This is a genomic window from Nonomuraea sp. NPDC002799 (assembly GCF_053592075.1).
In genome coordinates this window covers 295,940-314,948 of the sequence record NZ_JBSFVA010000002.1, presented here as the reverse complement: position 1 = coordinate 314,948, position 19,009 = coordinate 295,940, and the positions used below count along the sequence as shown (strand labels likewise).

The following is a 19,009-nucleotide window of genomic DNA, read 5'->3' as shown; positions in this document are numbered from 1 at the left end:
GTTCGTGGCACGGTTCGTGGCACGGTTCGTGGCACGGTTGTCGGCACGGTTTTGGGCATGCGGCAGCCGCGGTGCGGCGCCGTGGTCGAGGGGCGCCTCGGGGAGAGGCCGGTCAGATGGTGTGAACGCCGGCGCCGGGGCGCGGCTGGGCCGGCTCCCGGGGTGCCGTGACATGGTCGAGCAGGGTCAGGGCCGTCGCGGAGGAGGAGCCGGGATCGGCCGTGGCCACCACCACGGCCGGACCGTCCCCTTGCGGGCTCTGCACCGTCTGCTGGGTGACCGTCAAGGTCCCGACCAGGGGATGGCGCATCTCGTAGTCGGCGACATCGCAGGGCAGGACCCGGTGATCGGCCCACATCGCGGCGAAGTCCTGGCTGCGCATGGTCAGCTCGCCGATCAGTGCGGCCAGCAGCGGATCGTCCGGGTATCGCCCAGCCGTCAGGCGCAGGTTGCCCACCACGGCTCTGGCCTTGGCGAGCCAGTCGACGTACAGGTCACGGGTGTGCGCGTCGAGGAACACCAGCCTGGCCATGTTCGGCCGCCGGGCCGGGTCGTCGGGGCCGCCCGGATCGAGGTGGCCGGCGAAGAGCGCGTGACCTTGACGGTTCCAGGCCAGGACGTCGCTGCGGCGGCCGATCACGATGGCGGGCGTGCCCGCCAATGCCGCCAGCAGAGCACGGGTGGCCGGGGTGACGCGTTCGGCACGCGGCCGGCTCGCGGGTCCTGGCCGCTTCGGCGCCCGGGCCAGGGCGTGCAGATGGGCTCGTTCGGAGTCGTCCAGCCGCAGGGCGCTCGCTATGGCGTCGAGCACCTCGCGCGAGGCGTTGTGCGACTGGCCCTGCTCCAGGCGAGCGTAGTAGGGCGCGCTGATGCCCGCGAGCATCGCGACCTCCTCGCGCCGCAGCCCCGGCACCCGGCGCCGCTCGCCGTACGTCCGCAGCCCGAGGTCTTCGGGCCGCAGCAGGCCCCGGCGCGCCTGCAGGAAGCCGGCGAGTTGCCCGTGCTTGTTCATGGAGCCAAGTATGCGGACCACCGATGATCCGCGCCGCACCCCGCTGGGGTAGGGATCCGCAGGGTCCGGCATCGGCCCCGGCGACCCGGGCACCGGTCAGCGGCGGAGCGCGTCCGAGGTGTCGTCGTCGACGTCGTCATTGACCTCGACCTCGTCATCGATCAGGAAGCCGCCGGACTGGTGGCGCCAGAGCCGGGCGTAGGAACCCTCGGCCTGGAGCAACTCGTGGTGGGTGCCCTCCTCCACGATGCGCCCCCGGTTGAGCACGACCAGCCGGTCCATGCGGACGACGGTGCTCAAGCGGTGCGCGACCACGAGCGCCGTACGGTCCCGCATCAGCTGCCACAAGGCTTCCTGCACCAGGAGCTCGCTCTCGGAGTCCAGGGCACTGGTCGCCTCGTCCAGCAGCAGGATCGGAGCGTCGCGCACGATGGCGCGGGCGAGGGCGAGGCGTTGCCGCTGGCCGCCGGAGAGCTTGACGCCGCGCTCGCCCACCAGGGTGTCGAGTCCGTCAGGCAGGGAGTCGGCGAACTCCGTGACGTGTGCCGCCCGCGCGGCCCGGAGGATCTCGGCGTCGGTGGCGTCCGGCCGGGCGAACGCGATGTTGTCGCGCACCGACCGGTGGAACATGGCCGGCTCCTGGGGGACGTAGGCGATCAGGCTGCGCAGGTCGGCCTGGCTCAACCGGGTGATGTCCTGGCCGCCGATCAGGATCCGGCCCCCGTCGACGTCCATGAGACGCAGCAGCAGCCGGGTGAGGGTGGTCTTGCCGCCGCCGGACTGGCCGACCAGCCCGATCTTGGTGCCGCTGCGGATGTCCAGATCCAGGTTCTCGAAGAGCGGCGGACCATGGGCGTGCGCGAAGTTCACCCGTTCGAAGCGCACCCCCGCGTCCGCCGGGCGCAGCGGCTGCGGCTGCCCCGGATCGAGCACGGTGGGCGGGACGAGGAGCAGCTCGGTGAACTGCGCGGCTTCGGTGAGCACCGTCTCCATGCGCCGGTACACCTGGTTGAACTCGAACATGATGCTGATCGTGTTGGAGTAGTAGGTGAACGTCACCACGATGGCCTCCACCCCCAGACCACCGCGCAGCGCCACGGCGAGGAGCAGGCCCACGACGCTGGTGAGTACGGACAGCGGGGCGACGACGGTGTCCACCCGGAGGTTGCCGTAGTCCCAGGAGCGCAGCGACAACTTGCTCTGCACGGCGACCCTGGCCCGATGTTCGGTGGCTTCGCGATCCTCGGCGGCGAACGCGCGGACCGTGTCCATGTTGGCCAGCACGTCGGCGACGTGGCCCGACACCAGCACCTTGGCGGCCTCGCGTTCGTCGACCAGCACCTGGCGACGGCGGATGAGCGGGGCGACGAGTACGCCGGTGACGATGATGAGGCCCACCAGGACGAGGACCAGCAGCGGGTGATAACGCCACAACACCACCGAGGCGAAGATCAGCGGCACCAGCTTGGCCATGATCGAGAAGATGAGCGTGTCGGCGAAGTCCTCGAACCTGGAGGAGAACCCGAGCACCCGTTTCGTCAGCGAACCGGCGAAGTTGTCATGAAAGAACGTGGCGTCCTTGGCCAGCAGCTCGTCCATGCCCACGACGCCGAGCCGTTCGACGCCCCGGGCGTCCGTACGGTTCAGGAAGTGCAGTCCGACCCGCCACAACACCTCGCCCGCCAGCAGCAACGCGCCGAAGCCGAGAACGTAGGGCAGGAGCTCGGCGAGGGTGCCGTCGCCGCCATCGGCCAGATGTCCCAAGAGCCCGGCCACCATCAGCGGAGCCAGGTAGAACAGGCAGATGTTCCCCGTCGCCGGCATCGTCAGCGCCGGCACCGCGACCCGCCACTGGCGCATCAGCTCGCCGCAGTAGTAGCGCAGGGCGAGCTGGACCGCCGACCTTCGCACCGATGGAGCGTCCCCGGGATTGCCGAGTGACCCGCGCACGACCATTCACCTCCCCGAGTGCCCTCACGACCCATGCTGCCGCAGGGCGGTGAGGGGGAGCGAACGATTTTCCGGCCGCCCGGCCGGCCTCGATGCCTCGCCCGATCCGGCCGATCCCAGGCCGTCCAGGTCCCTCACCTGGGGTTACTTTGAGCATTCACCCAGGTTGACCCCATAACGTGACTGAATGTCTATCAACCTGACGGCCCGGAAAGGCGGCGGGCCGCAGGCCGCGCTCCAGGAACAGGCGCCCCCACCGGCCCGCCGGCAGACCTGGCTGGACGCCCTGCGCGGCGTGGCCGTGCTCGCCGTGCTCTTCGAGCACCTGCTGGATCCCCTCTTTCCCGAAGTCCGCGCGACCATCAGCCCGTGGTTCGACTTCGGCCAGTACGGCGTCATGCTGTTCTTCCTCGTCAGCGGCTACGTGGTGCCGGCCTCGCTCGAACGGCGTGGCAGCGTCGCCGGTTTCTGGATCAGCCGCCTGTTCCGCATCTACCCCCTGTGGATCGTCGCGGCGGGCATCGGCACCGTGTTCGGACTCGTGCGGGTCTACTCGGTCCTGCCCGCCCAGCTGAGCGACCACCCGGTCACGTCCGGCATCGCCCACCTGACGATGTTGCAGGACTTCCTGCAGGTGGCCAGCGTCGTCAACGTGTTCTGGACGCTCTCCTACGAGATGGTGTTCTACCTGCTGGTGACCGCGATCTTCATCTTCGGGCGACATCGCGCGCGGACCACCGGCATTCTCACCGTCGCGATGGCGGGCGTGCTCGTGGGCGGTGTGCTCCCGGCCGGCGCCCTGTCACGGGGTCTCGGCGGTGACGTCGTCGTGCTGATCGTGGCCGTCGTGCTGATGTCGGGACTCGCCGCGATCCTCGGCGGCGGCCATCGGGTACGACTGTGCGGCGCGGCCGCCCTGGCCGTCCTGGCCGTCGTCCTGCTCGGGGCCAACAGCCGGGTCGGCGCGTGGCAGAGCCTGTCCATCGTGTCCGTCATGTTCGCCGGGACGGCGCTCTACCGGCTGGACCATGGGCAGCTCCGCCGGGGGGCGCGGAGATGGTTGATCGAGCTGGTGCCGGTCGTGTCCATCACCGCCGCGATCTGGTTCGGGCCCGGCTGGGGCATGTCCGACGAGCAGGCGCTGGCGTTCAGGTGGAGTTGGTCCGCCGCCGTGGTGGCGGCCTGGCTGACCTTCATGCTCGGCCGCCTGCTGCGCTCGGCCACGTTTCCCGGCTTCCTCGTACGCCTCGGGCTGATCAGCTACTCCGTCTATCTGCTGCACCCCCTCGCGGTGCAGATCTTGCGACGGCTGGTCCCCGCGGCCGCCGGCGTCTCCCTCGCCGCGCGGATCACCTGGGCCGTGGTGCTGCTGGCGGCGGTGGTCGCCTGCGCCGCCCTGAGCTACCGCTTCGTCGAACGACCGGCCCAGGAGCTCGGCCGCCGCCTGGCTCGCTCCGCCACGCGACCCCGGCCCGGAACAACCACCTGACCCGGCGACCGCCTACCGGCCCGGCCTGACCCGGCGACCGTCTGGCGGCCGGGGCCTAGCCGGAACGTCTGGCCGCCCGCGCGTGCAGCTCCCGCATCTCCTCGCCGAGGGACGGCACCGGTCCTATGACGGCGATGCCGGGCGCGATCTCGTTGATCGGCAGGCTCAGCACGGGTGAGGCGGGCCGTCCGAGCCCGGCGCGCCAGTCGGCGAGCTCGGTGGCGGAGAGCACGTAGACGATCCGGCCCAGCCCGACCCAGGCGTGCGCCGCCGAGCACATCGGGCAGTGCTCTCCTGACGTGTACACCGTGGCGGCCGATCGCCGCTGCGGCGTGAGGTGCTCCGCCGCCCACCGTGCCAGGACGAACTCGGGGTGGGCGGTCGGATCGCCGCTGGTCACCTCGCGGTTGCGCTCCTCGGCCAGGACGGTCCCGTCGGCGTCGGCCAGGACGGAGCCGAACGGGCCGTCGCCCGCCTCAAGGGCCTCGGTGGCGAGCTCGACGCAGCGGCGCAGGTGCGCCAGGTCGGTGGAGGTGAGGTCGTCGATGGTCATCGTGGTCCCCGCTTTCATGCGACCCTGATCCGGCCGTGGGCCGTGACGATCCCGGACCCGGAGATCTGTACCCGGTCGCCGTCGACCTCGACCTGGATCCGGCTGGGCCGGCCGAGCGCGTGTCCCTGCTCGATGACGACCAGACCCGCGTCGGCGCCGCGCGCGCGAAGGAGGAAGGCGGCGAGCGGCCCGGCGGCCGTGCCGGTGGCCGGGTCCTCGACGATGCCCACGGTGGGGTTGAAGAACCTGCTGTAGGCGTCCGCCTCAGGCTCGCCGGGCGCGGTGGTGTAGACGTAGCAGCCCTCGGCGCCCACCTCGGCGAGGATCGCGGCCAGGTCCCGGCTCTCGACGGCGGTGCCGTCGACGGCCGGGCGATCGGCCAGCGGGACGAGCAGGTGGGCGACCCCGGTGGAGACGACCTGCGCCGGCCGGTCGGCGGCCAGGTCCTCGGGCGTCAGCCCGAGCGCGGCGGCGAGCCGGGAGGCGTCCTCGATCACGGCCCCGAAGACGGGCGACGACTGCTCCATCACGATCCGGACGCCTGCTCCGTCCTGGCGGACGACCTCGACGGGCAGCACCTCCTTGCCGATCTCCTGCAAAAGCGTCCGTGATGGCCCGTCCCCGGTCAGTCCCTGGTCTGCGAGCCACAACCAGGCGCCGAGCGCGTTGTGGCCGGCGCCGTCCACCTCGGCTCCGATCGGGGTGAACGACCGCAGCCGCCACGCGGCGCCCGGCTGGGTGGGCTGGAGCAGAAAGGTGGTCTCGGACTGGTTGAACTCGCGGGCGATGTCGCGCATCTGGGTCTCGGTCAGTTCGTCCGCGTCCGGCACCAGTGCCAGCGGATTCCCGGTCAGCGGGCGCTCAGCGAAGACGTCGATGAGGAAGAACGGTGTCGAAGTCGTCATGAGGTCAACGCTAGAGAGCCCATAGGGGGGTGTCACACCTCGAATCGATCGACCATCGGTGGCTCCGGCGCAGAATCTGCGGGATCCTGCACTAATGACGAACACACCGGCTGCCAGACCCCTGGACGACGTGGACCGTGCCCTGATCACCGCCGTGCAGACCGACGGCCGGGCGACCTTGGCCAAGCTCGCCGAGACGATCCAGCTCAGCGTCTCGGCCACCCGTACCCGGCTGCGTCTCCTGGAGGAGCACGGGGCCATCAGCGACTATCGGGCGCGCGTCGAGCCTGAAGCCTTGGGCTACACCCTGCGCGCGATCGTCCGGATGAAGGTGCACGGCTCGCTGTACGACAAGGTCGCCGCCACGCTGGCCGGCCAGCCGCAGATCGTGCGCTGCCTGCGCGTCACGGGAGAGTCCTGTTACGTGATGGAGATCGTGGCCACCGGCATGAGCGACCTGGAGGAGATCACCTCCGAACTCGCCCGGGTCGGCTCCATCACCACCGACCTGGTCTACGAGATCGTCGTCGACCGCCCCACCCCCCTGCCCACCTGACTCACCCTATCGCGCAACTCCAGAGTTGCACCTGGAGAGCTGATGTGCAATCTTTGAGTTGCACATCAGCCGACGGCAACGAAGGAGCCCTCTTATGAGCGAGGATCGGATCGAGCGCGAAACACTGATCGCGGCATCTCTGGAGCGGGTCTGGTCGCTGGTGGCCGAGCCCGGCTTCTGGGTGGCCGACCAGGGGACCGTGTCCGGCACCGTGGCCAGAGAAGGGGAGTCGACAGTGGCGAAGAACGCCGAGTACGGCGACTTCCCGGTACGGGTGGAGAAGGTCGAGCCGCCGACGTACCTGGCCTATCGCTGGGCCAGCGCGTTCCCTGGAGAGGACCTGCGCGAGGACAACAGCACCCTGGTGGAGTTCACGTTGACCCCGGAAGGCGACAAGACGCGGTTGCGGGTCGTCGAGAGCGGGTTCGCGGCGCTGGCGGGGAGCGAGGAACTGCGCGGTCAGGCGCTGAAGGACAATGCCGGCGGGTGGCCCCAGGTCCTCGACGCGTTCAGGACGCGCACCGAGCAGCCATCGGTGTGACGGACGAACAGCGCGGCGACGTCGCGTCGGTCGACAGCGTCCTCGTCGCACTGGCCGACCCGACGCGGCGTCAGCTCCTCGATCTGCTCGCCGCCCAGGGCGAGGCGACCGCGACGACGCTGGCCGAACGACTTCCCGTCACCCGGCAGGCGGTGGTCAAGCACCTCGCCGTCCTGGACGCCGCCGGGCTGGTCTCCGGCGGCCGGGTCGGACGCGAGGTGCGGTACGCGGTGCGGCCGGCGGCGCTGGACGCGACGGCGCGGTGGATGGCCGGGCTCGCGGCCGACTGGGATCGGCGCCTGGCGAACATCAAGCGCATCGCCGAGACAGCGGAGCGGGATTCGTCCTGACCCGCCGCTCTCCCCCGTCAGCGCGGCCACGCATGGCCGCGCACCGGCGATGAGGTCAGTGGCGCAGCAGCGTCAGGCTTGCCTGGGTGCCGGTGACGGTGAGCCCGCCTTGGCCGCCGATCGGGAAGGTGGCCAAGGGGTAGGTGTGGCCGACGTCGATGTTGGCCAGGACGGGGACGCCGGCCAGCGCCGGCTGGGCGTCGACGATCTGCTCCAGCAGCGGGCGGGTCATCCGGCTGGCGTGCTGGAAGCGCCCGATCGCCAGTCCGCGGACACCCGGCGCGTCGGGAAGCTGCAGCAGCGAGGTCAGGTCGCGGGCGAAGGTCGCCGGGTGCGACTCGAGGTCGTCCTCGACGATCAGTATCGCGCCGTCGAGGGACGGCATGCAGGGGGTGCCCTGCAGCAGGTTCAGCGTGCAGAGATTGCCGCCGACGATGTGTCCCTCGGCGGCGCCGGGCCGGATCGGCCACCATCCCTCGTTGGGGAGCAGCTCGCGCTCGTCCTGGTCGAGAAACCAGAGATCGTCGCTCCAGTACGCCGACGGCGCGAGGCTGACCGGAGCACTGTCGAACATGACCGAGGTGAACCAGTCCACGATCTGCTCGACATGATCGCGCATGCCGAACGTCGACCAGTGGGGCCCGGAGTAGGTCACCAGGCCGGTCCGGGCGAGGATGGCGTTCTGCAGGGCGGTGATGTCGGAGTATCCGCACAGGATCTTCGGGTTGGCGCGGATCAGCTCCCAGTCCAGGAACGGCAGGAGCTCGTTGCCGTTGTAACCGCCGATGACCGTCAGGATCGCGGCCACCGACGGGTCCGCGAAGGCCTCGTGCAGATCGGCGACCCGCGAGGCGACGCTGGAAGAGTCGAACGCGTCCCGCTCGTCGACGTGGCCGCCGTACGAGAGCGTCAGGCCCAGCTCGGCGAACCTGGAGTCGATGATGCCGGTGTGGTCGTGCTCCATCACCATCGCGCGCGACCTGGACGGCGCCACCACGCGTACGACATCGCCCTCGTGCAGCTTGCGGGGAAAGATCGCCTTCATCCGCCGAAGCCTAACGGTCCGCGCCGCACGCCGCCCTCCGGCGAGTGCGCCCTCCTCTACGGCCTGTAGAGTGTGCGCGGAAATCGGGTGAAAGGGCGGGGCATGCTGCGGTTGTTCAGAATTGTGGCCATCGCTGAGGCGTGCTCGTGGGCAGGGCTGCTCATCGGGATGTTCTTCAAGTACGTGACCGAGACCGGGGAGCTCGGGGTGAACGTGTTCGGGCCGATCCACGGGGCGCTGTTCGCGTTGTACATCTTCGGGGTGCTGCTCTCGGCGCGGGAGGCGGGCTGGAGCCGGGGCGCGGTGATCCTGGGGCTGGCGTGCTCGGTGCCGCCGTTCACCTCGTTGTGGTTCGAACGGCGGATGGCGGCGCGCGCGGCGGCCGGGCAACCCGCCTGAGCCGGGCCCGGCCCTGCCGGGCGTCTGTGCTCTTGTGATCCGTGCGGTGACCGCGAGAGAAAAGTCCGACCACATTTTTCAGTTCTTGATACAAGCCTTGCGGGCTGAGAGAGCGCTCTCTCAGCCCCGTCTACCGACGCTTCCTTTCTTCTTGACATACTCTGCCAAGTACTTGCTATTGTTCGTCAAGTGAACCATGCGAGCACGGCAGAGCACGTCGAACTGACCAGAGAGCTCGTCCGGCTGATGGAAACCCGGATCGTTGACCCGCTCGAGATCCTTTTCGAGTCGGATGATCAGGTCCGGCCGATACGGAAACGCTTGCGTATCGCGGCCGAGGTATGGGCGGCACAGCTGCTCGGCCCAGACGACAAGCTCGCGGTCCGTACGGCGGCACGGCTGATCGCGGCGGCCTTCCCTGGCGACGAGCCGTTCGACCCTCCAGAGGCGTGGTGGCGTTCAGCCTTCGGGCAGGCCGTCGCCCGCCGCGCGGGGCACCCGGGGGCCGCAGCCGTGCCGTACGCCACGGCTGCGGCGATGCTCGGCATCACCCGCCAGGGGGTTCACGACCTCGTCAAGCGCGCGAAGCTCGAACGCCATCCCGACGGCGGGGTGACCACGGAGTCCGTGCGCGCCCGGCTCAACCAACCAAAGGAGCAGCGTGTCCCCTCAGGACATCACCATCACCGACCATGTCATTCCTCTGGCGGCCCGTGACCATGGCGGGGACGGCCCCGCCGTATTGCTCCTTCATGGGCTGGGCGGGACGCTCGAAGCCTGGGACGCGCTCGCACCGCTCCTCGCGCGAAGGCACCGGGTCGTGGCCATGGACCTGCGCGGCCACGGGCTGTCCGGGGACGGTCCTTGGGAGTGGGACGCGGTTCTCGACGACCTTGATGCCGTGGTCAAGCATTTCCGCCTGGACCGTCCGGCGATCGTGGGCCACTCTCTCGGCGGCATGCTCGCCATCATGTGGGCGCGACGCCACCCCGGATGCCCGGCGATCGTCAACCTCGACGGACTCAGGTCCGCGGAGAACGACCCGGGCAACTATCCGGGCATGGCGCAGGACGCGCTCAAGACGGCCCTCGACCAGCTCAAGGCCACCTTCGACGCTCAGGCCGCGATGATGGGCCGGCCGGTCCCCGCCGAGCAGGCACCGATGCTCCCTCAAAGAGCCCTCACCGCCCGGGACGGCCACAGCTACCTTCGCCCTGGCCCGGAGACTCTGGCGGCGCTGCGCTACGCGCCGGATTTTCGCGATGCGATCCCCCTCCTCCGCGCGGTGACGTGCCCCGCGCTGGTCGTCCTGTCCGACCGAGACCCGGCGGGAATGGACGGCGGTGAGCTCATGACTGCCTTCCGCCGAGGGGTACGGCGCGACCTTCACGACATCCCGAGCACTGTTCGCGTGACCGAGCTGGCCGCGAGCCACAACATGGTCGCGGAGCAGCCCAGCGACCTCACCGATCTGATCATCCGATTTCTCACGAGCTCCGCGAAGGAATGAGCAGGCGCATAATCCCGGTTGTCTGGAGCGCTCTGAGAGTCTGCCCAGGTAGAACCATATTCTTAGATGTCATCTCACCTGCTACGCGGGGACAACAGATGAGATGACACCTTAGGTTCTGGGGTTGGGTCGGTCAGGGAGTTGAGCCGCCTAGCGGGCCCAGTTGCCGCCGGCCTGGGTCCAGGCGGTGGCGGTCTCGGGGCTGATTCCCAGCAGTTGCACGGGGCTCTGGCCGCTTGAACAGCGAGCCCGCGACCCGCTCGGTCAGGGCCCGGAGCTCGGCATCCCACGACATAACGAGATGGTAGGTGAGCGAACAGATCACTCACCGACTAGTCTGCGGACTACCCGGCCGGGTGAGGCTACAGGCGGGCTGTCGCCTCCGCGCGGCCGAGTGTGAGGGGCGCGGGGGCGAGGGCCCGCAGGAAGTCCGGCGCGTCGAACAACTCGCCGGGGGCCGCCGCGCCCGTCCGGGTGATGCGGCCGTCGAGGATCCGCGCCGTCGCCTCCACCACCAAAGGCGCGGTGACGGCGTAGATGTCCCTCCCGGACGCGGTCGCGCGGCGCTGCTCCCCGCCCCTGCGCACGACGGCGTCCACGAGGAAGGTCTGCGACGAACGCCCGCTGCCGTCCGCGGCCACGGGCGCGGGGCTGCCGGGATCCCGGACGTCGCGCAGCGGCTGCCGGTTCATGTACACCCGGATCTCGGGCGTGCTCAGGTGGCGCGAGATCGCGACCGAGTCGGCGGTGGCCAGCTCGCTGACCTCCAGCGTGCCGGACGGCGGCGGGAACTCCCAGATGCGGATCTCGGGCGGCTGCGGAGGAGAGACGAACGTGCCCCCGGTGTAGATCAGGTGCTTGGGCGCGTTGATCTTCCCCGTCCGCCTGGTGCCCTCGGTCGGATGCCAGCTGTCGAGGGCTATCCCGATCTCGACGGCGTCCGCGTCCGTCCAGTCGCCGGCCGCCGAGGTGGCCAGCAGGTCGCCGAGCCCGCCGAAGAACGCCATGGACGGGACCACGACCGTGCTCACGTCCGCCGCGCGCTCGAAAATCGCGAGGGAGACGACCTGCTCCGCCGAGACGTCCAAATAATGCGCGCCGGCGCGGACGGCGGCGTCGAGCACGGGCAGTGCGGTCTGCGCGAACGGCCCGGCGCAGTTGATGACCGCCGCGGCCCCCGACAACGCGCGGTCGAGCGACTCGGGATCGTCGGCCGACGCGGGCCTGATCGGCACTCCCAGGTGGTCGAGGGCCAGCAGGCGCTCTTCGTCGCGGCCGGACAGGATCAGCCCGAAGCCGCGCCGCGTGAGCTCGGCGATCACGAATCGCGCGGTGTGGCCGTACGCGCCGTAGACGGCCACGGTTGTCTTCCTCTGCGTCATGGCTTGATCTTCGCGGCCCCGGACCCGGGTCACGAGTGTCTGAAGCGACGACATGCGTACACTTTCGGACATGACGTCGGTGGTGCTGGTGTTGTACGAGGGCGTGCTGCTGTTCGAGGCCGCGGTGGCCTGCGAGGTGTTCGGGGTCGACCGTTCCGACCTCGCCGACCCCTGGTACGACTTCCGCGTCTGCGGGCCGCCCCGGACCCTGCTGGGCGGCTGGTTGCGCCTCGACTCCCGCCATGGGCTCGACGCCCTGGCCGGCGCGGACACGGTCGTCGTCCCGGCCTGCGCCGACGTCGAGGCCGACCCACCTGCCGAGTTGCTGGCGGCGCTGCGCGCGGCCCACGAGCGCGGCGCCCGCATCGTGTCGCTGTGCACGGGAGCGTTCGTGATCGCCGCCGCCGGGCTCCTGGACGGCAGGCGGGCCACCACGCACTGGATGCACGCCGACCGCCTCGCGGCACGTTACCCCGCGATCGACGTCGATCCCGGCGTGCTCTACGTCGATGAGGGGCCGGTGCTGACCTCGGCGGGCAAGGGAGCCGCCCTCGACCTGTCCCTGCACGTCGTCAGGAACGACCATGGCGCGGCGGTCGCCAACGAGCTGGCCCGCCGCCTCGTCGTGGCGCCGCATCGGGCGGGCGGCCAGGCCCAGTTCGCCGGAGCTCCGCTGTCGCCCGGGGACGGTGCGGGCAGCCCGCTCGCCGCTCTGCAGGACTGGGCGCTCAACCGGCTGCATGAGCCGCTGACCGTTCAGGATCTCGCCGGCCGGGCGGGCATGAGCACCCGCAACCTCGCCCGTCACTTCAACGGCGCCATCGGGGTCACCCCGCTGCGCTGGCTGCACGATCAGCGGATCCGGCGCGCGCAGGAGCTCCTGGAGACCACCGACGCCGGCATCGAGCAGATCGCGGCGCGTACGGGCATGGGGACCGCGGCCACCCTGCGCCGGCATTTCAACCGAGCGGTCGGCGTCCCGCCCGACACCTACCGGCGTACCTTCCGCGACACCTGATCACCCGCCTGCCAGTGGGAGAAGCGCGGCCGAGGTGCCGCGAGCCGGCGACGCCACGGCGGTCTTGTCGCAGGGCATCGCCGGCTCCATCGGCGCGGCGAAGGCCGCGCCGATGCCTGCGGGCAAGCCCGTGTGCCACGAGGCTTGACGGCCTCGTTCCCGCGTCACAACTTGCAGGACAGCAGCTTCATGTCGGTCGCCTGCGGCTTGAACTGCCCTTCGTAGTCGCCCGCGTCCGAGTTGCCGGGAAAGGCGCGCGCGGCCGCGGGAAGCGTGGACTCGAAGTCCCGCCGCCATTGCACCCGCAGATACTCCTGGATGATGTCGTTCAGCTTCAGGCAGTCGGCCTTGTTGGGGCCGAGCAGGCCGATCCCGTAATACTGGTTCTCGCCGAAGACCCCGGGCAGGATGACGCTGAACTTGCCCGCGTAGGCGCCCGCGTATCCGTACAGGAGCAGGGTGTCGGTGAAGATGGCGTCGGTGTTCTTCTCCAGAAGCGCCTCCACGCATTCCTTGGTCGTCTGTCGCATGGCGCCCGGCGTTCCCATGATGGCCCCGGGAATGACGACCCTGGCGCCGGTGGTGGTGCCGACCGTGCAGACGGTCTTTCCCTTCAGGCTGTCCTTGCCGTCGAAACGTTTGTCGTCGGAGCGCACCAGCAGCGCCTGGGTGCTCACCATGTACGGCCCGGCGAAGTCGATGCCGTCATCGTTACGGCTCTGCGTGATCGAGTACGTGTGAATGACGAGGTCCGCCCGCTTGCCCTTCAACATGGGCGCCCGGGCCGCCGAGGTGATGGGCGTGGACACCAGCCTGGCGCCGAGCTTCGCCTCGACGGCCTTCATGACGTTGATGTCCATGCCGGTCGGGTTGATGGTGCCGAGCGCGAATCCCGGGGCGTCGTGAGGCACCCCCACCACGATGGTGCCTTCGAGGACCGTCGGCCCCGGAGCCGGAGCCGGACCGCCGCAGCCCGCCACCAGGACGAGCCCGCCGCACAGAGTAAGACGTAATGCTCTTCGTAGCACGCGCATCTGATTGTCCTTCAGGTTCCGCGATGAATTCGGGCTTCCGCTATGAATTCGTGAGCACGGCTTCGGTCAGCGACAGGTCCACGGCGCAGTTCGCGTCGTTCCGTACGCTGCTGACGATGATGTCGAGATGAAGCTCCGTGGCGCCCGGCGCGATGTCCAGCCGCATCTGCTCACCGGTGCGGCGGGTAACGGACAGGGCGGCGTTTCCGTCGGCGCGGGGTCGTACCGTGAGTGTCGTGAACGGCGCGCAATAGCCGATTTCCTCATTATGGTCGGCGATGCGGAACGTCAGCACGACGTGACCTCGACGGGCCGGCAGGGCGGCGGCCAGTGACGCCACCCCGCCGGGACGCACGTTCGTCTGTCCGCTGAGCCGGCTCACCGCGCGAATGTCGACGTCGCGGTTGGCCTGGTAAAAGAGCACGGCCGCCCAGGTCGCGCTCACCAAGGCGTTCACGGCGATGATCCCGCCGATCACCCGGCGGGCGTGCCGGGGGTTTATCTTCGGGACCCTGAGGGCCCTGACCCCGTAAATACCGAGGACGGGGCCCACGACACCGACGATTCCCACGACCACCGTGACGATGGTGAGTGCCATGGTCGCCCGGGAAGCGATGAGAGCGACGAGGACAATCGTCCATAAAACTCCGATTGTCGTGGAAAGGTAGAATTTCCAGGAATACGGAGAGGGATCCATTCCAGAATTATGCCAATCCGGCGTGGAGATTATGTCGGTGCGTCAATCACCGGCGATCCCCCCGGTCTCCAGCAGCCGCCCGCCGGACAGCTCCAGCCGGCGGTTCACCCCGATTTCCGCGAGGAAGCGCTCGTCATGACTGACCACCACGAACGCCCCCTCGTACGCGGCGAGCGCGCTCTCCAGCTGCCCCACGCTGACCAGGTCGAGGTTGTTGGTCGGCTCGTCGAGCAGCAGGAGCTGGGGCGCCGGCTCGGCGCACAAGACGCAGGCCAGCGTGGCGCGCAGCCGTTCGCCGCCGGACAACACCCTGACCGGCAGGTGCGCCCGGACGCCGCGGAACAGGAAGCGGGCGAGCAGGTTCATCCGCTCCGCCTCCGGCATGCCGGGGGCGAACGCGGCCAGGTTCTCCGCCACGGTGCGCTCGACGTCGAGCAGGTCGAGCCGCTGCGACAGGTAGGCGACCCGGCCGTCGGCCCGCCTGGCCAGGCCGCCGCCGGGCTCCTGGTCGCCGCTGATCAGGCGCAGCAGGGTGGACTTTCCCACGCCGTTGGGGCCGGTCAGCGCGATGCGCTCGGGCCCGCGGATCACCAGGTCGAGACCGGGCTCGGCGAACAGGCCGCGGGCCCGCAACTGCTCGCCGGTGAAGACGGTGCGGCCGGCGGGAACGTTCGTCCCGGGCAGGCGCAACACGATCTTCTGGTCGTCCCGCACGGCCCGCCCGGCCTCGTCGAGCCGGGCCTGGGCGTCGCTGACGCGGGCGGCGTGCGTCTGGCCGGCCCGCCCGGCCGACTCCTGGGCGCCCCGCTTCATGGTGCCGGCGAAGATGCGCGGCAGACCGGCGCTCTTGAGGTTGCGGGCGGCGTTGCCCGCCCGGCGCTCGGCCCGCTCCCTGGCCTGCTGCAACTCCCGCTTCTCCCGCTTGAGCTCCTGCTCGGCGCTGCGCACGCCGCGCTCGGCGGCGTTCTGCTCCGTGCGCACGGCCGCCTCGTACGCGGTGAAGTCGCCGCCGTAGAAACGGACCTCGCCCCGGTCCAGCTCGGCGATGCGCTCCATGCGGTCGAGCAGGGCCCGGTCATGACTGACGACGAGCAGGCAGCCGGTCCAGTCGCCGAGCACGGCGTAGAGCCTGCGGCGGGCTTCGAGGTCGAGGTTGTTCGTCGGCTCGTCGAGCAGCAGGACGTCGGGCCGCCGCAGGAGCTGCGCGGCCAGGCCGAGCGAGACGATCTGACCGCCGCTCAGGGTGCGCAGCGTGCGCGCGAACTCAAGGTCGCCGAGCCCGAGCCGGTCGAGCTGGGCTCGGGTGCGCTCCTCGATGTCCCAGTCGTTGCCGATCGTGGTGAAGTGCTCCTCGCTCGCGTCCCCCGACTCGATGGCGTCCAGCGCGGCGATCACGGGCGCGATGCCCAGGACCTCGGCCACGGTCAGGCCGCCGTCGAGCGGCAGGCTCTGCGGCAGGTAGCCGAGCGTGCCGTTGACGGACACACTGCCGCCGCCGGGCCGGTACTCGCCGGCGATCAGCTTGAGCAGCGTGCTCTTGCCCGCGCCGTTGGGGGCGACGAGGCCCGTACGGCCGGCGCCGACGGTGAAGGAGAGGTCGCTGAAGACAGGCGTGTCGTCAGGCCAGGAGAAGGACAGGTTGGCGCAGTTGATGAACGCATCGGACATGCGGAAGACCTCGTACGGGTGTGATCCGGGGCGCGCCGAAGCCGCCCGGGAAGGGGACAGGGATTCGGGAACGACGATCAGGGCCCACCGGCGGCGGTCATGCGCGCCTGCCGGGGCCGATCAACCTCCGGTGTCACCCGGAGATGTCGTCGTCACCTGCCACGTCTGGTCTCCTCCATCACAACTGACCCCCATTTTAGCAGCCGCCCAAGCGGACGACCCCGGAGAGAGCGGCGACCGAAAAAGAGAGCACCGCTCTTGACATCATCGCTCCGAAACGAGAGCATTGCTCTCATCGATCACCAAGGAGTCATCATGCGCAGCTTGTTCCAGCGGGGCCCCTCCCTCACGACCCTGCACGCCGACTACGCCGCCCAAGGCCGGATCGACGACGAGGCCCCGGTGACCTCGGAGTCCAGCGTCGTCGTCGACGCGACACCCGCCCAGGTCTGGGAGGTGCTGACCGACCTGCGCAACTGGCCGTCCTGGGCCCCGGGCTACGAGGTGCTGCGGCTCGACGAGATCACGCCTGGCGCCGGCTTCCGCTGGCGGCTCGGCAAGGTGAAGATCGCGTCGACGTTCGCCGTCGTCGCTCCCGGACGCGAGCTCACCTGGAGCGGCCTGGTCTTCGGCTACAAGGCCGTCGACCAGCAGATCCTGGAGGCCCTTCCCGGCGGCCGCACCAAGGTGACCATGCGGGAGAGCCTCGCGGGCCCGCTCGTCTCCCTGGTCTTCGGCGCCGGCAAGCTCCGCGCCGGCCACGAGCGCTACCTGGCCGCCCTGGAGACCGAGCTCGGCAGGCGATCGGCGGCACGCCGGGTCGCGGCCTGAACAACGTGCGGAAAGGCCGCGACAATGTCGCGGATAAAAGGCGCCGGCCCGTCGTCCGGAAGGTGTCGGGAAACTCTTGATACCACAATACGGTTTGATCATCGCGACAAGCGCGGGGCCGATATTGTGCTTACCTTTGTCTGGTGCTCGGCGATCTGCTCGACCTCATTCTGCTGGCCCTGCTCGTGGTCGCCGGCGTCGCCGGATATCGCCAGGGGTTCATCGTGGGGGCGGCGAGTTTCGTCGGCTTCGTCGGCGGTTGCGTGCTCGGGATCCACATCGCGCCGTCCCTCGCGGGCGCCGTCCTGGACGGGGATGTGCCGCAGTCCGTGATGGCCATCGTGATCGTGTTCCTGACCGGGACGCTCGCCCAATTCGGCACGTCCACCGTGGGGGCCGTGCTGCGCGCCCATGTGCGCTACGAAGCGGCCCGGAGGCTGGACGCGCTGGGCGGCGCCCTGATGTCCGGCTTGTCGGTGCTGGTCATCGCCTGGCTCGCCGGAAACCTGCTGGTGTCCAGCTCACTGACGCCGATCGTGGAGCAGATCCGCGGCTCGCTGCTTCTGGCCACGGTCGACCAGGCGATTCCCGAGGCGGCACGCGACTGGCAGAAACCGTTCAAGCGCTTCGTCGACCGGTCCGAGTTCCCGCCGGTGCTGGACGCGATCGCCGGCCAGCCGACCATCGACGTCCCACCGCCGGACGCGGCCGTGCGGACGAGCGCCGCGCTGCAACAGGCCCGGGCGGGCATCGTGCAGGTGCAGGGACTGGCCGGCACCTGCGGCAAGAACATCACCGGCTCCGGGTTCGTGTACGCGCCGGATCACGTCATGACCAACGCGCACGTGGTCGCTGGGGTGGACGCCGACCTGGTCGTCATCGACCACGAGCAGCGGCCGCACCCGGCGGCGGTGGTCCTGTTCGACCCGAAGCGGGACGTGGCGGTGCTGCACGTGCCGAACCTCGGGCTGGCGCACCTGACCTTCACCGGCGAGGCCGGCAAGGGCGATGACGCCGTCATCGCGGGATATCCCAAGGACCGCGGGTTCACCTCGCAACCGGCCCGGATCGCGGAGCGGCAGCGCGCCTCCATCCCCGACATCTACCGGGAGACCCAGGTGACGCGGGAGGTGTATCTCATCCGGGGCGCGGTTCAGCAGGGCAACTCGGGTGGCCCGCTGCTGTCCCTCGACGGCCGGGTGCTGGGCGTGGTCTTCGCCGCCGTCGTCGGCCAGGCCGACACCGGTTACGTGCTGACCTCCTCCGAGGTCTCCCCCGACGCCCGCCGCGCCGAGACCGCCACCAGGCCCGTCAGCACCCAGATCTGCGATTGACGCCATCCGCCCTGGACAGCCCGGCTGACTTGCCTAAGGCCATTAGGCAAAAGCATAATCTGCGTTGGCCGAGGAGAGGTGGATCATGGCACGCGCAGGGCTGACCGTGGCCCGCCTGACTCAGGCGGGGGCGGAGCTGGCCGACGAGATCGGCTTCGACCAGGTGACCGTCTCCGAGCTCGCCCGGCGGTTCGACGTCAAGGTCGCGAGCCTGTACTCACATCTGAAGAACTCCCAGGACCTCAGGACCAGGATCGCCCTGCTCGCCCTGGAAGAGCTCGCCGACCGGGTCGGCGCGGCCCTGGCCGGGCGGGCCGGCAAGGACGCCCTGACCGCCTTCGCGAACGTCTACCGCGACTACGCCCGGGAGCATCCCGGCCGTTACGCCGCGACGCAGTTGAGACTGGACGCGGAGACGGCGGCCGCCAGCGCGGGCGGCAGGCACGCGCAGATGACCCGTGCGATCCTGCGCGGCTACGACCTGGCGGAGCCGGAGCAGACGCACGCGGTCCGGCTGCTGGGCAGCGTCTTCCACGGCTACGTCAGCCTGGAGCTGGGGGGCGGGTTCAGCCACAGCGCCCCTGACACGCAGGAGACCTGGACCCGAGTGCTGGACGCCCTCGACACCCTGCTGCGCCACTGGCCCGCCCCCTGACCGGCCGGCCCCGGCGCCGTTGCGCGTCGGGGATCCGGCGCTGTTGCGCGCCTTGATGGTCTGGCCCTTTGTCGTCTTTG

General features: G+C 70.1%; 20 protein-coding genes. 11 read left to right on the top strand and 9 right to left on the bottom strand.

Going from position 1 to position 19,009, the window contains the following annotated elements:
* Positions 1-112: 112 nt before the first annotated feature.
* Positions 113-1,012, bottom strand: a complete 900-nt coding sequence (locus ACWD0F_RS05345; RefSeq protein ID WP_449872668.1) for a helix-turn-helix domain-containing protein — start codon at positions 1,010-1,012, stop codon at positions 113-115.
* Between the two features lie 96 nt (positions 1,013-1,108).
* On the bottom strand, positions 1,109-2,923 hold the full coding sequence (locus ACWD0F_RS05340; protein ID WP_449872667.1) for an ABC transporter ATP-binding protein: 1,815 nt from the start codon (positions 2,921-2,923) through the stop codon (positions 1,109-1,111).
* A 226-nt stretch (positions 2,924-3,149) separates the two neighbouring features.
* Here ACWD0F_RS05340 and ACWD0F_RS05335 point away from each other — a divergent pair, with 226 nt between their 5' ends.
* A complete protein-coding gene (locus tag ACWD0F_RS05335; RefSeq protein ID WP_449872666.1) occupies positions 3,150-4,451 on the top strand; it encodes an acyltransferase family protein in 1,302 nt (433 codons plus the stop codon).
* A 55-nt stretch (positions 4,452-4,506) separates the two neighbouring features.
* On the opposite strand, the gene ACWD0F_RS05330 is transcribed toward ACWD0F_RS05335, so the two are convergent.
* Positions 4,507-5,004, bottom strand: coding sequence for a nucleoside deaminase (locus ACWD0F_RS05330; protein ID WP_449872665.1), 498 nt, complete (start codon positions 5,002-5,004; stop codon positions 4,507-4,509).
* A gap of 14 nt (positions 5,005-5,018) precedes the next feature.
* Positions 5,019-5,909 (bottom strand): PhzF family phenazine biosynthesis protein, encoded by an 891-nt coding sequence (locus ACWD0F_RS05325; RefSeq protein ID WP_449872664.1) that lies wholly within the window; start codon positions 5,907-5,909, stop codon positions 5,019-5,021.
* A gap of 94 nt (positions 5,910-6,003) precedes the next feature.
* On the opposite strand from ACWD0F_RS05325, the gene ACWD0F_RS05320 reads away from it, so the two are divergent.
* The 3 genes from ACWD0F_RS05320 to ACWD0F_RS05310 all read left to right on the top strand — a co-directional run bounded on the left by ACWD0F_RS05320 (position 6,004) and on the right by ACWD0F_RS05310 (position 7,356).
* Entirely contained in the window at positions 6,004-6,465 is a 462-nt protein-coding gene (locus tag ACWD0F_RS05320; RefSeq protein WP_449872663.1) for an Lrp/AsnC family transcriptional regulator, read from the top strand.
* A 94-nt stretch (positions 6,466-6,559) separates the two neighbouring features.
* Entirely contained in the window at positions 6,560-7,006 is a 447-nt protein-coding gene (locus tag ACWD0F_RS05315) for an SRPBCC domain-containing protein (protein ID WP_449872662.1), read from the top strand.
* Complete coding sequence (locus tag ACWD0F_RS05310; protein ID WP_449872661.1) at positions 7,003-7,356, top strand: ArsR/SmtB family transcription factor; 354 nt, start codon at positions 7,003-7,005, stop codon at positions 7,354-7,356. The genes ACWD0F_RS05315 and ACWD0F_RS05310 overlap by 4 nt, the downstream gene beginning before the upstream one ends.
* Positions 7,357-7,411: 55 nt before the next feature.
* Here the strand turns inward: ACWD0F_RS05310 and ACWD0F_RS05305 are convergent, their stop codons facing one another.
* On the bottom strand, positions 7,412-8,401 hold the full coding sequence (locus ACWD0F_RS05305) for a S66 family peptidase (RefSeq protein WP_449872660.1): 990 nt from the start codon (positions 8,399-8,401) through the stop codon (positions 7,412-7,414).
* 102 nt (positions 8,402-8,503) lie between these two features.
* On the opposite strand from ACWD0F_RS05305, the gene ACWD0F_RS05300 reads away from it, so the two are divergent.
* The 3 genes from ACWD0F_RS05300 (at position 8,504) to ACWD0F_RS05290 (ending at position 10,310) form a co-directional block, all read left to right on the top strand.
* Positions 8,504-8,800, top strand: a complete 297-nt coding sequence (locus tag ACWD0F_RS05300; protein WP_449872659.1) for a DUF3817 domain-containing protein — start codon at positions 8,504-8,506, stop codon at positions 8,798-8,800.
* Between the two features lie 189 nt (positions 8,801-8,989).
* The gene (locus tag ACWD0F_RS05295; RefSeq protein WP_449872658.1) at positions 8,990-9,517 is read left to right on the top strand and encodes a hypothetical protein; all 528 of its coding nucleotides are present in this window, start codon (positions 8,990-8,992) and stop codon (positions 9,515-9,517) included.
* Positions 9,462-10,310, top strand: a complete 849-nt coding sequence (locus ACWD0F_RS05290; protein WP_449872657.1) for an alpha/beta fold hydrolase — start codon at positions 9,462-9,464, stop codon at positions 10,308-10,310. The genes ACWD0F_RS05295 and ACWD0F_RS05290 overlap by 56 nt, the downstream gene beginning before the upstream one ends.
* A gap of 362 nt (positions 10,311-10,672) precedes the next feature.
* Here the strand turns inward: ACWD0F_RS05290 and ACWD0F_RS05285 are convergent, their stop codons facing one another.
* On the bottom strand, positions 10,673-11,692 hold the full coding sequence (locus tag ACWD0F_RS05285) for a saccharopine dehydrogenase family protein (RefSeq protein ID WP_449872656.1): 1,020 nt from the start codon (positions 11,690-11,692) through the stop codon (positions 10,673-10,675).
* Positions 11,693-11,762: 70 nt separating this feature from the next.
* Between ACWD0F_RS05285 and ACWD0F_RS05280 the strand changes: the two genes are divergently transcribed.
* Positions 11,763-12,710: a helix-turn-helix domain-containing protein gene (locus ACWD0F_RS05280; RefSeq protein WP_449872655.1), complete on the top strand. Its 948-nt coding sequence runs from the start codon at positions 11,763-11,765 to the stop codon at positions 12,708-12,710.
* A 164-nt stretch (positions 12,711-12,874) separates the two neighbouring features.
* On the opposite strand, the gene ACWD0F_RS05275 is transcribed toward ACWD0F_RS05280, so the two are convergent.
* The 3 genes from ACWD0F_RS05275 to ACWD0F_RS05265 are packed head-to-tail and all read right to left on the bottom strand — an operon-like array spanning position 12,875 to position 16,109.
* Positions 12,875-13,744 (bottom strand): transporter substrate-binding domain-containing protein, encoded by an 870-nt coding sequence (locus ACWD0F_RS05275; protein ID WP_449872654.1) that lies wholly within the window; start codon positions 13,742-13,744, stop codon positions 12,875-12,877.
* A gap of 40 nt (positions 13,745-13,784) precedes the next feature.
* Complete coding sequence (locus ACWD0F_RS05270; protein ID WP_449872653.1) at positions 13,785-14,441, bottom strand: hypothetical protein; 657 nt, start codon at positions 14,439-14,441, stop codon at positions 13,785-13,787.
* A 42-nt stretch (positions 14,442-14,483) separates the two neighbouring features.
* A complete protein-coding gene (locus ACWD0F_RS05265; RefSeq protein ID WP_449872652.1) occupies positions 14,484-16,109 on the bottom strand; it encodes an ABC-F family ATP-binding cassette domain-containing protein in 1,626 nt (541 codons plus the stop codon).
* A gap of 315 nt (positions 16,110-16,424) precedes the next feature.
* Between ACWD0F_RS05265 and ACWD0F_RS05260 the strand changes: the two genes are divergently transcribed.
* From ACWD0F_RS05260 to ACWD0F_RS05250, 3 genes are all read left to right on the top strand, one after another.
* Positions 16,425-16,940 (top strand): SRPBCC domain-containing protein, encoded by a 516-nt coding sequence (locus ACWD0F_RS05260; RefSeq protein ID WP_449872651.1) that lies wholly within the window; start codon positions 16,425-16,427, stop codon positions 16,938-16,940.
* Between the two features lie 143 nt (positions 16,941-17,083).
* Positions 17,084-18,274 carry a MarP family serine protease gene (locus ACWD0F_RS05255; protein ID WP_449872650.1) on the top strand — a complete coding sequence of 397 codons (1,191 nt, stop codon included), beginning with the start codon at positions 17,084-17,086 and terminating at the stop codon, positions 18,272-18,274.
* Between the two features lie 85 nt (positions 18,275-18,359).
* Positions 18,360-18,929 (top strand): TetR/AcrR family transcriptional regulator, encoded by a 570-nt coding sequence (locus tag ACWD0F_RS05250; protein ID WP_449872649.1) that lies wholly within the window; start codon positions 18,360-18,362, stop codon positions 18,927-18,929.
* The last annotated feature ends 80 nt before the right edge of the window (positions 18,930-19,009 follow it).

What these genes read in the sequence shown, in the direction of transcription:
- ACWD0F_RS05345 (WP_449872668.1), bottom strand. Translation starts at nt 1,012, where the DNA reads ATGAACAAGCACGGGCAACTCGCCGGCTTCCTGCAGGCGCGCCGGGGC.
- ACWD0F_RS05320 (WP_449872663.1), top strand. Translation starts at nt 6,004, where the DNA reads ATGACGAACACACCGGCTGCCAGACCCCTGGACGACGTGGACCGTGCC.
- ACWD0F_RS05325 (WP_449872664.1), bottom strand. Translation starts at nt 5,909, where the DNA reads ATGACGACTTCGACACCGTTCTTCCTCATCGACGTCTTCGCTGAGCGC.
- ACWD0F_RS05335 (WP_449872666.1), top strand. Translation starts at nt 3,150, where the DNA reads ATGTCTATCAACCTGACGGCCCGGAAAGGCGGCGGGCCGCAGGCCGCG.
- ACWD0F_RS05285 (WP_449872656.1), bottom strand. Translation starts at nt 11,692, where the DNA reads ATGACGCAGAGGAAGACAACCGTGGCCGTCTACGGCGCGTACGGCCAC.
- ACWD0F_RS05250 (WP_449872649.1), top strand. Translation starts at nt 18,360, where the DNA reads ATGGCACGCGCAGGGCTGACCGTGGCCCGCCTGACTCAGGCGGGGGCG.
- ACWD0F_RS05265 (WP_449872652.1), bottom strand. Translation starts at nt 16,109, where the DNA reads ATGTCCGATGCGTTCATCAACTGCGCCAACCTGTCCTTCTCCTGGCCT.
- ACWD0F_RS05260 (WP_449872651.1), top strand. Translation starts at nt 16,425, where the DNA reads ATGCGCAGCTTGTTCCAGCGGGGCCCCTCCCTCACGACCCTGCACGCC.
- ACWD0F_RS05315 (WP_449872662.1), top strand. Translation starts at nt 6,560, where the DNA reads ATGAGCGAGGATCGGATCGAGCGCGAAACACTGATCGCGGCATCTCTG.
- ACWD0F_RS05280 (WP_449872655.1), top strand. Translation starts at nt 11,763, where the DNA reads ATGACGTCGGTGGTGCTGGTGTTGTACGAGGGCGTGCTGCTGTTCGAG.
- ACWD0F_RS05270 (WP_449872653.1), bottom strand. Translation starts at nt 14,441, where the DNA reads ATGGATCCCTCTCCGTATTCCTGGAAATTCTACCTTTCCACGACAATC.
- ACWD0F_RS05330 (WP_449872665.1), bottom strand. Translation starts at nt 5,004, where the DNA reads ATGACCATCGACGACCTCACCTCCACCGACCTGGCGCACCTGCGCCGC.
- ACWD0F_RS05305 (WP_449872660.1), bottom strand. Translation starts at nt 8,401, where the DNA reads ATGAAGGCGATCTTTCCCCGCAAGCTGCACGAGGGCGATGTCGTACGC.
- ACWD0F_RS05275 (WP_449872654.1), bottom strand. Translation starts at nt 13,744, where the DNA reads ATGCGCGTGCTACGAAGAGCATTACGTCTTACTCTGTGCGGCGGGCTC.
- ACWD0F_RS05300 (WP_449872659.1), top strand. Translation starts at nt 8,504, where the DNA reads ATGCTGCGGTTGTTCAGAATTGTGGCCATCGCTGAGGCGTGCTCGTGG.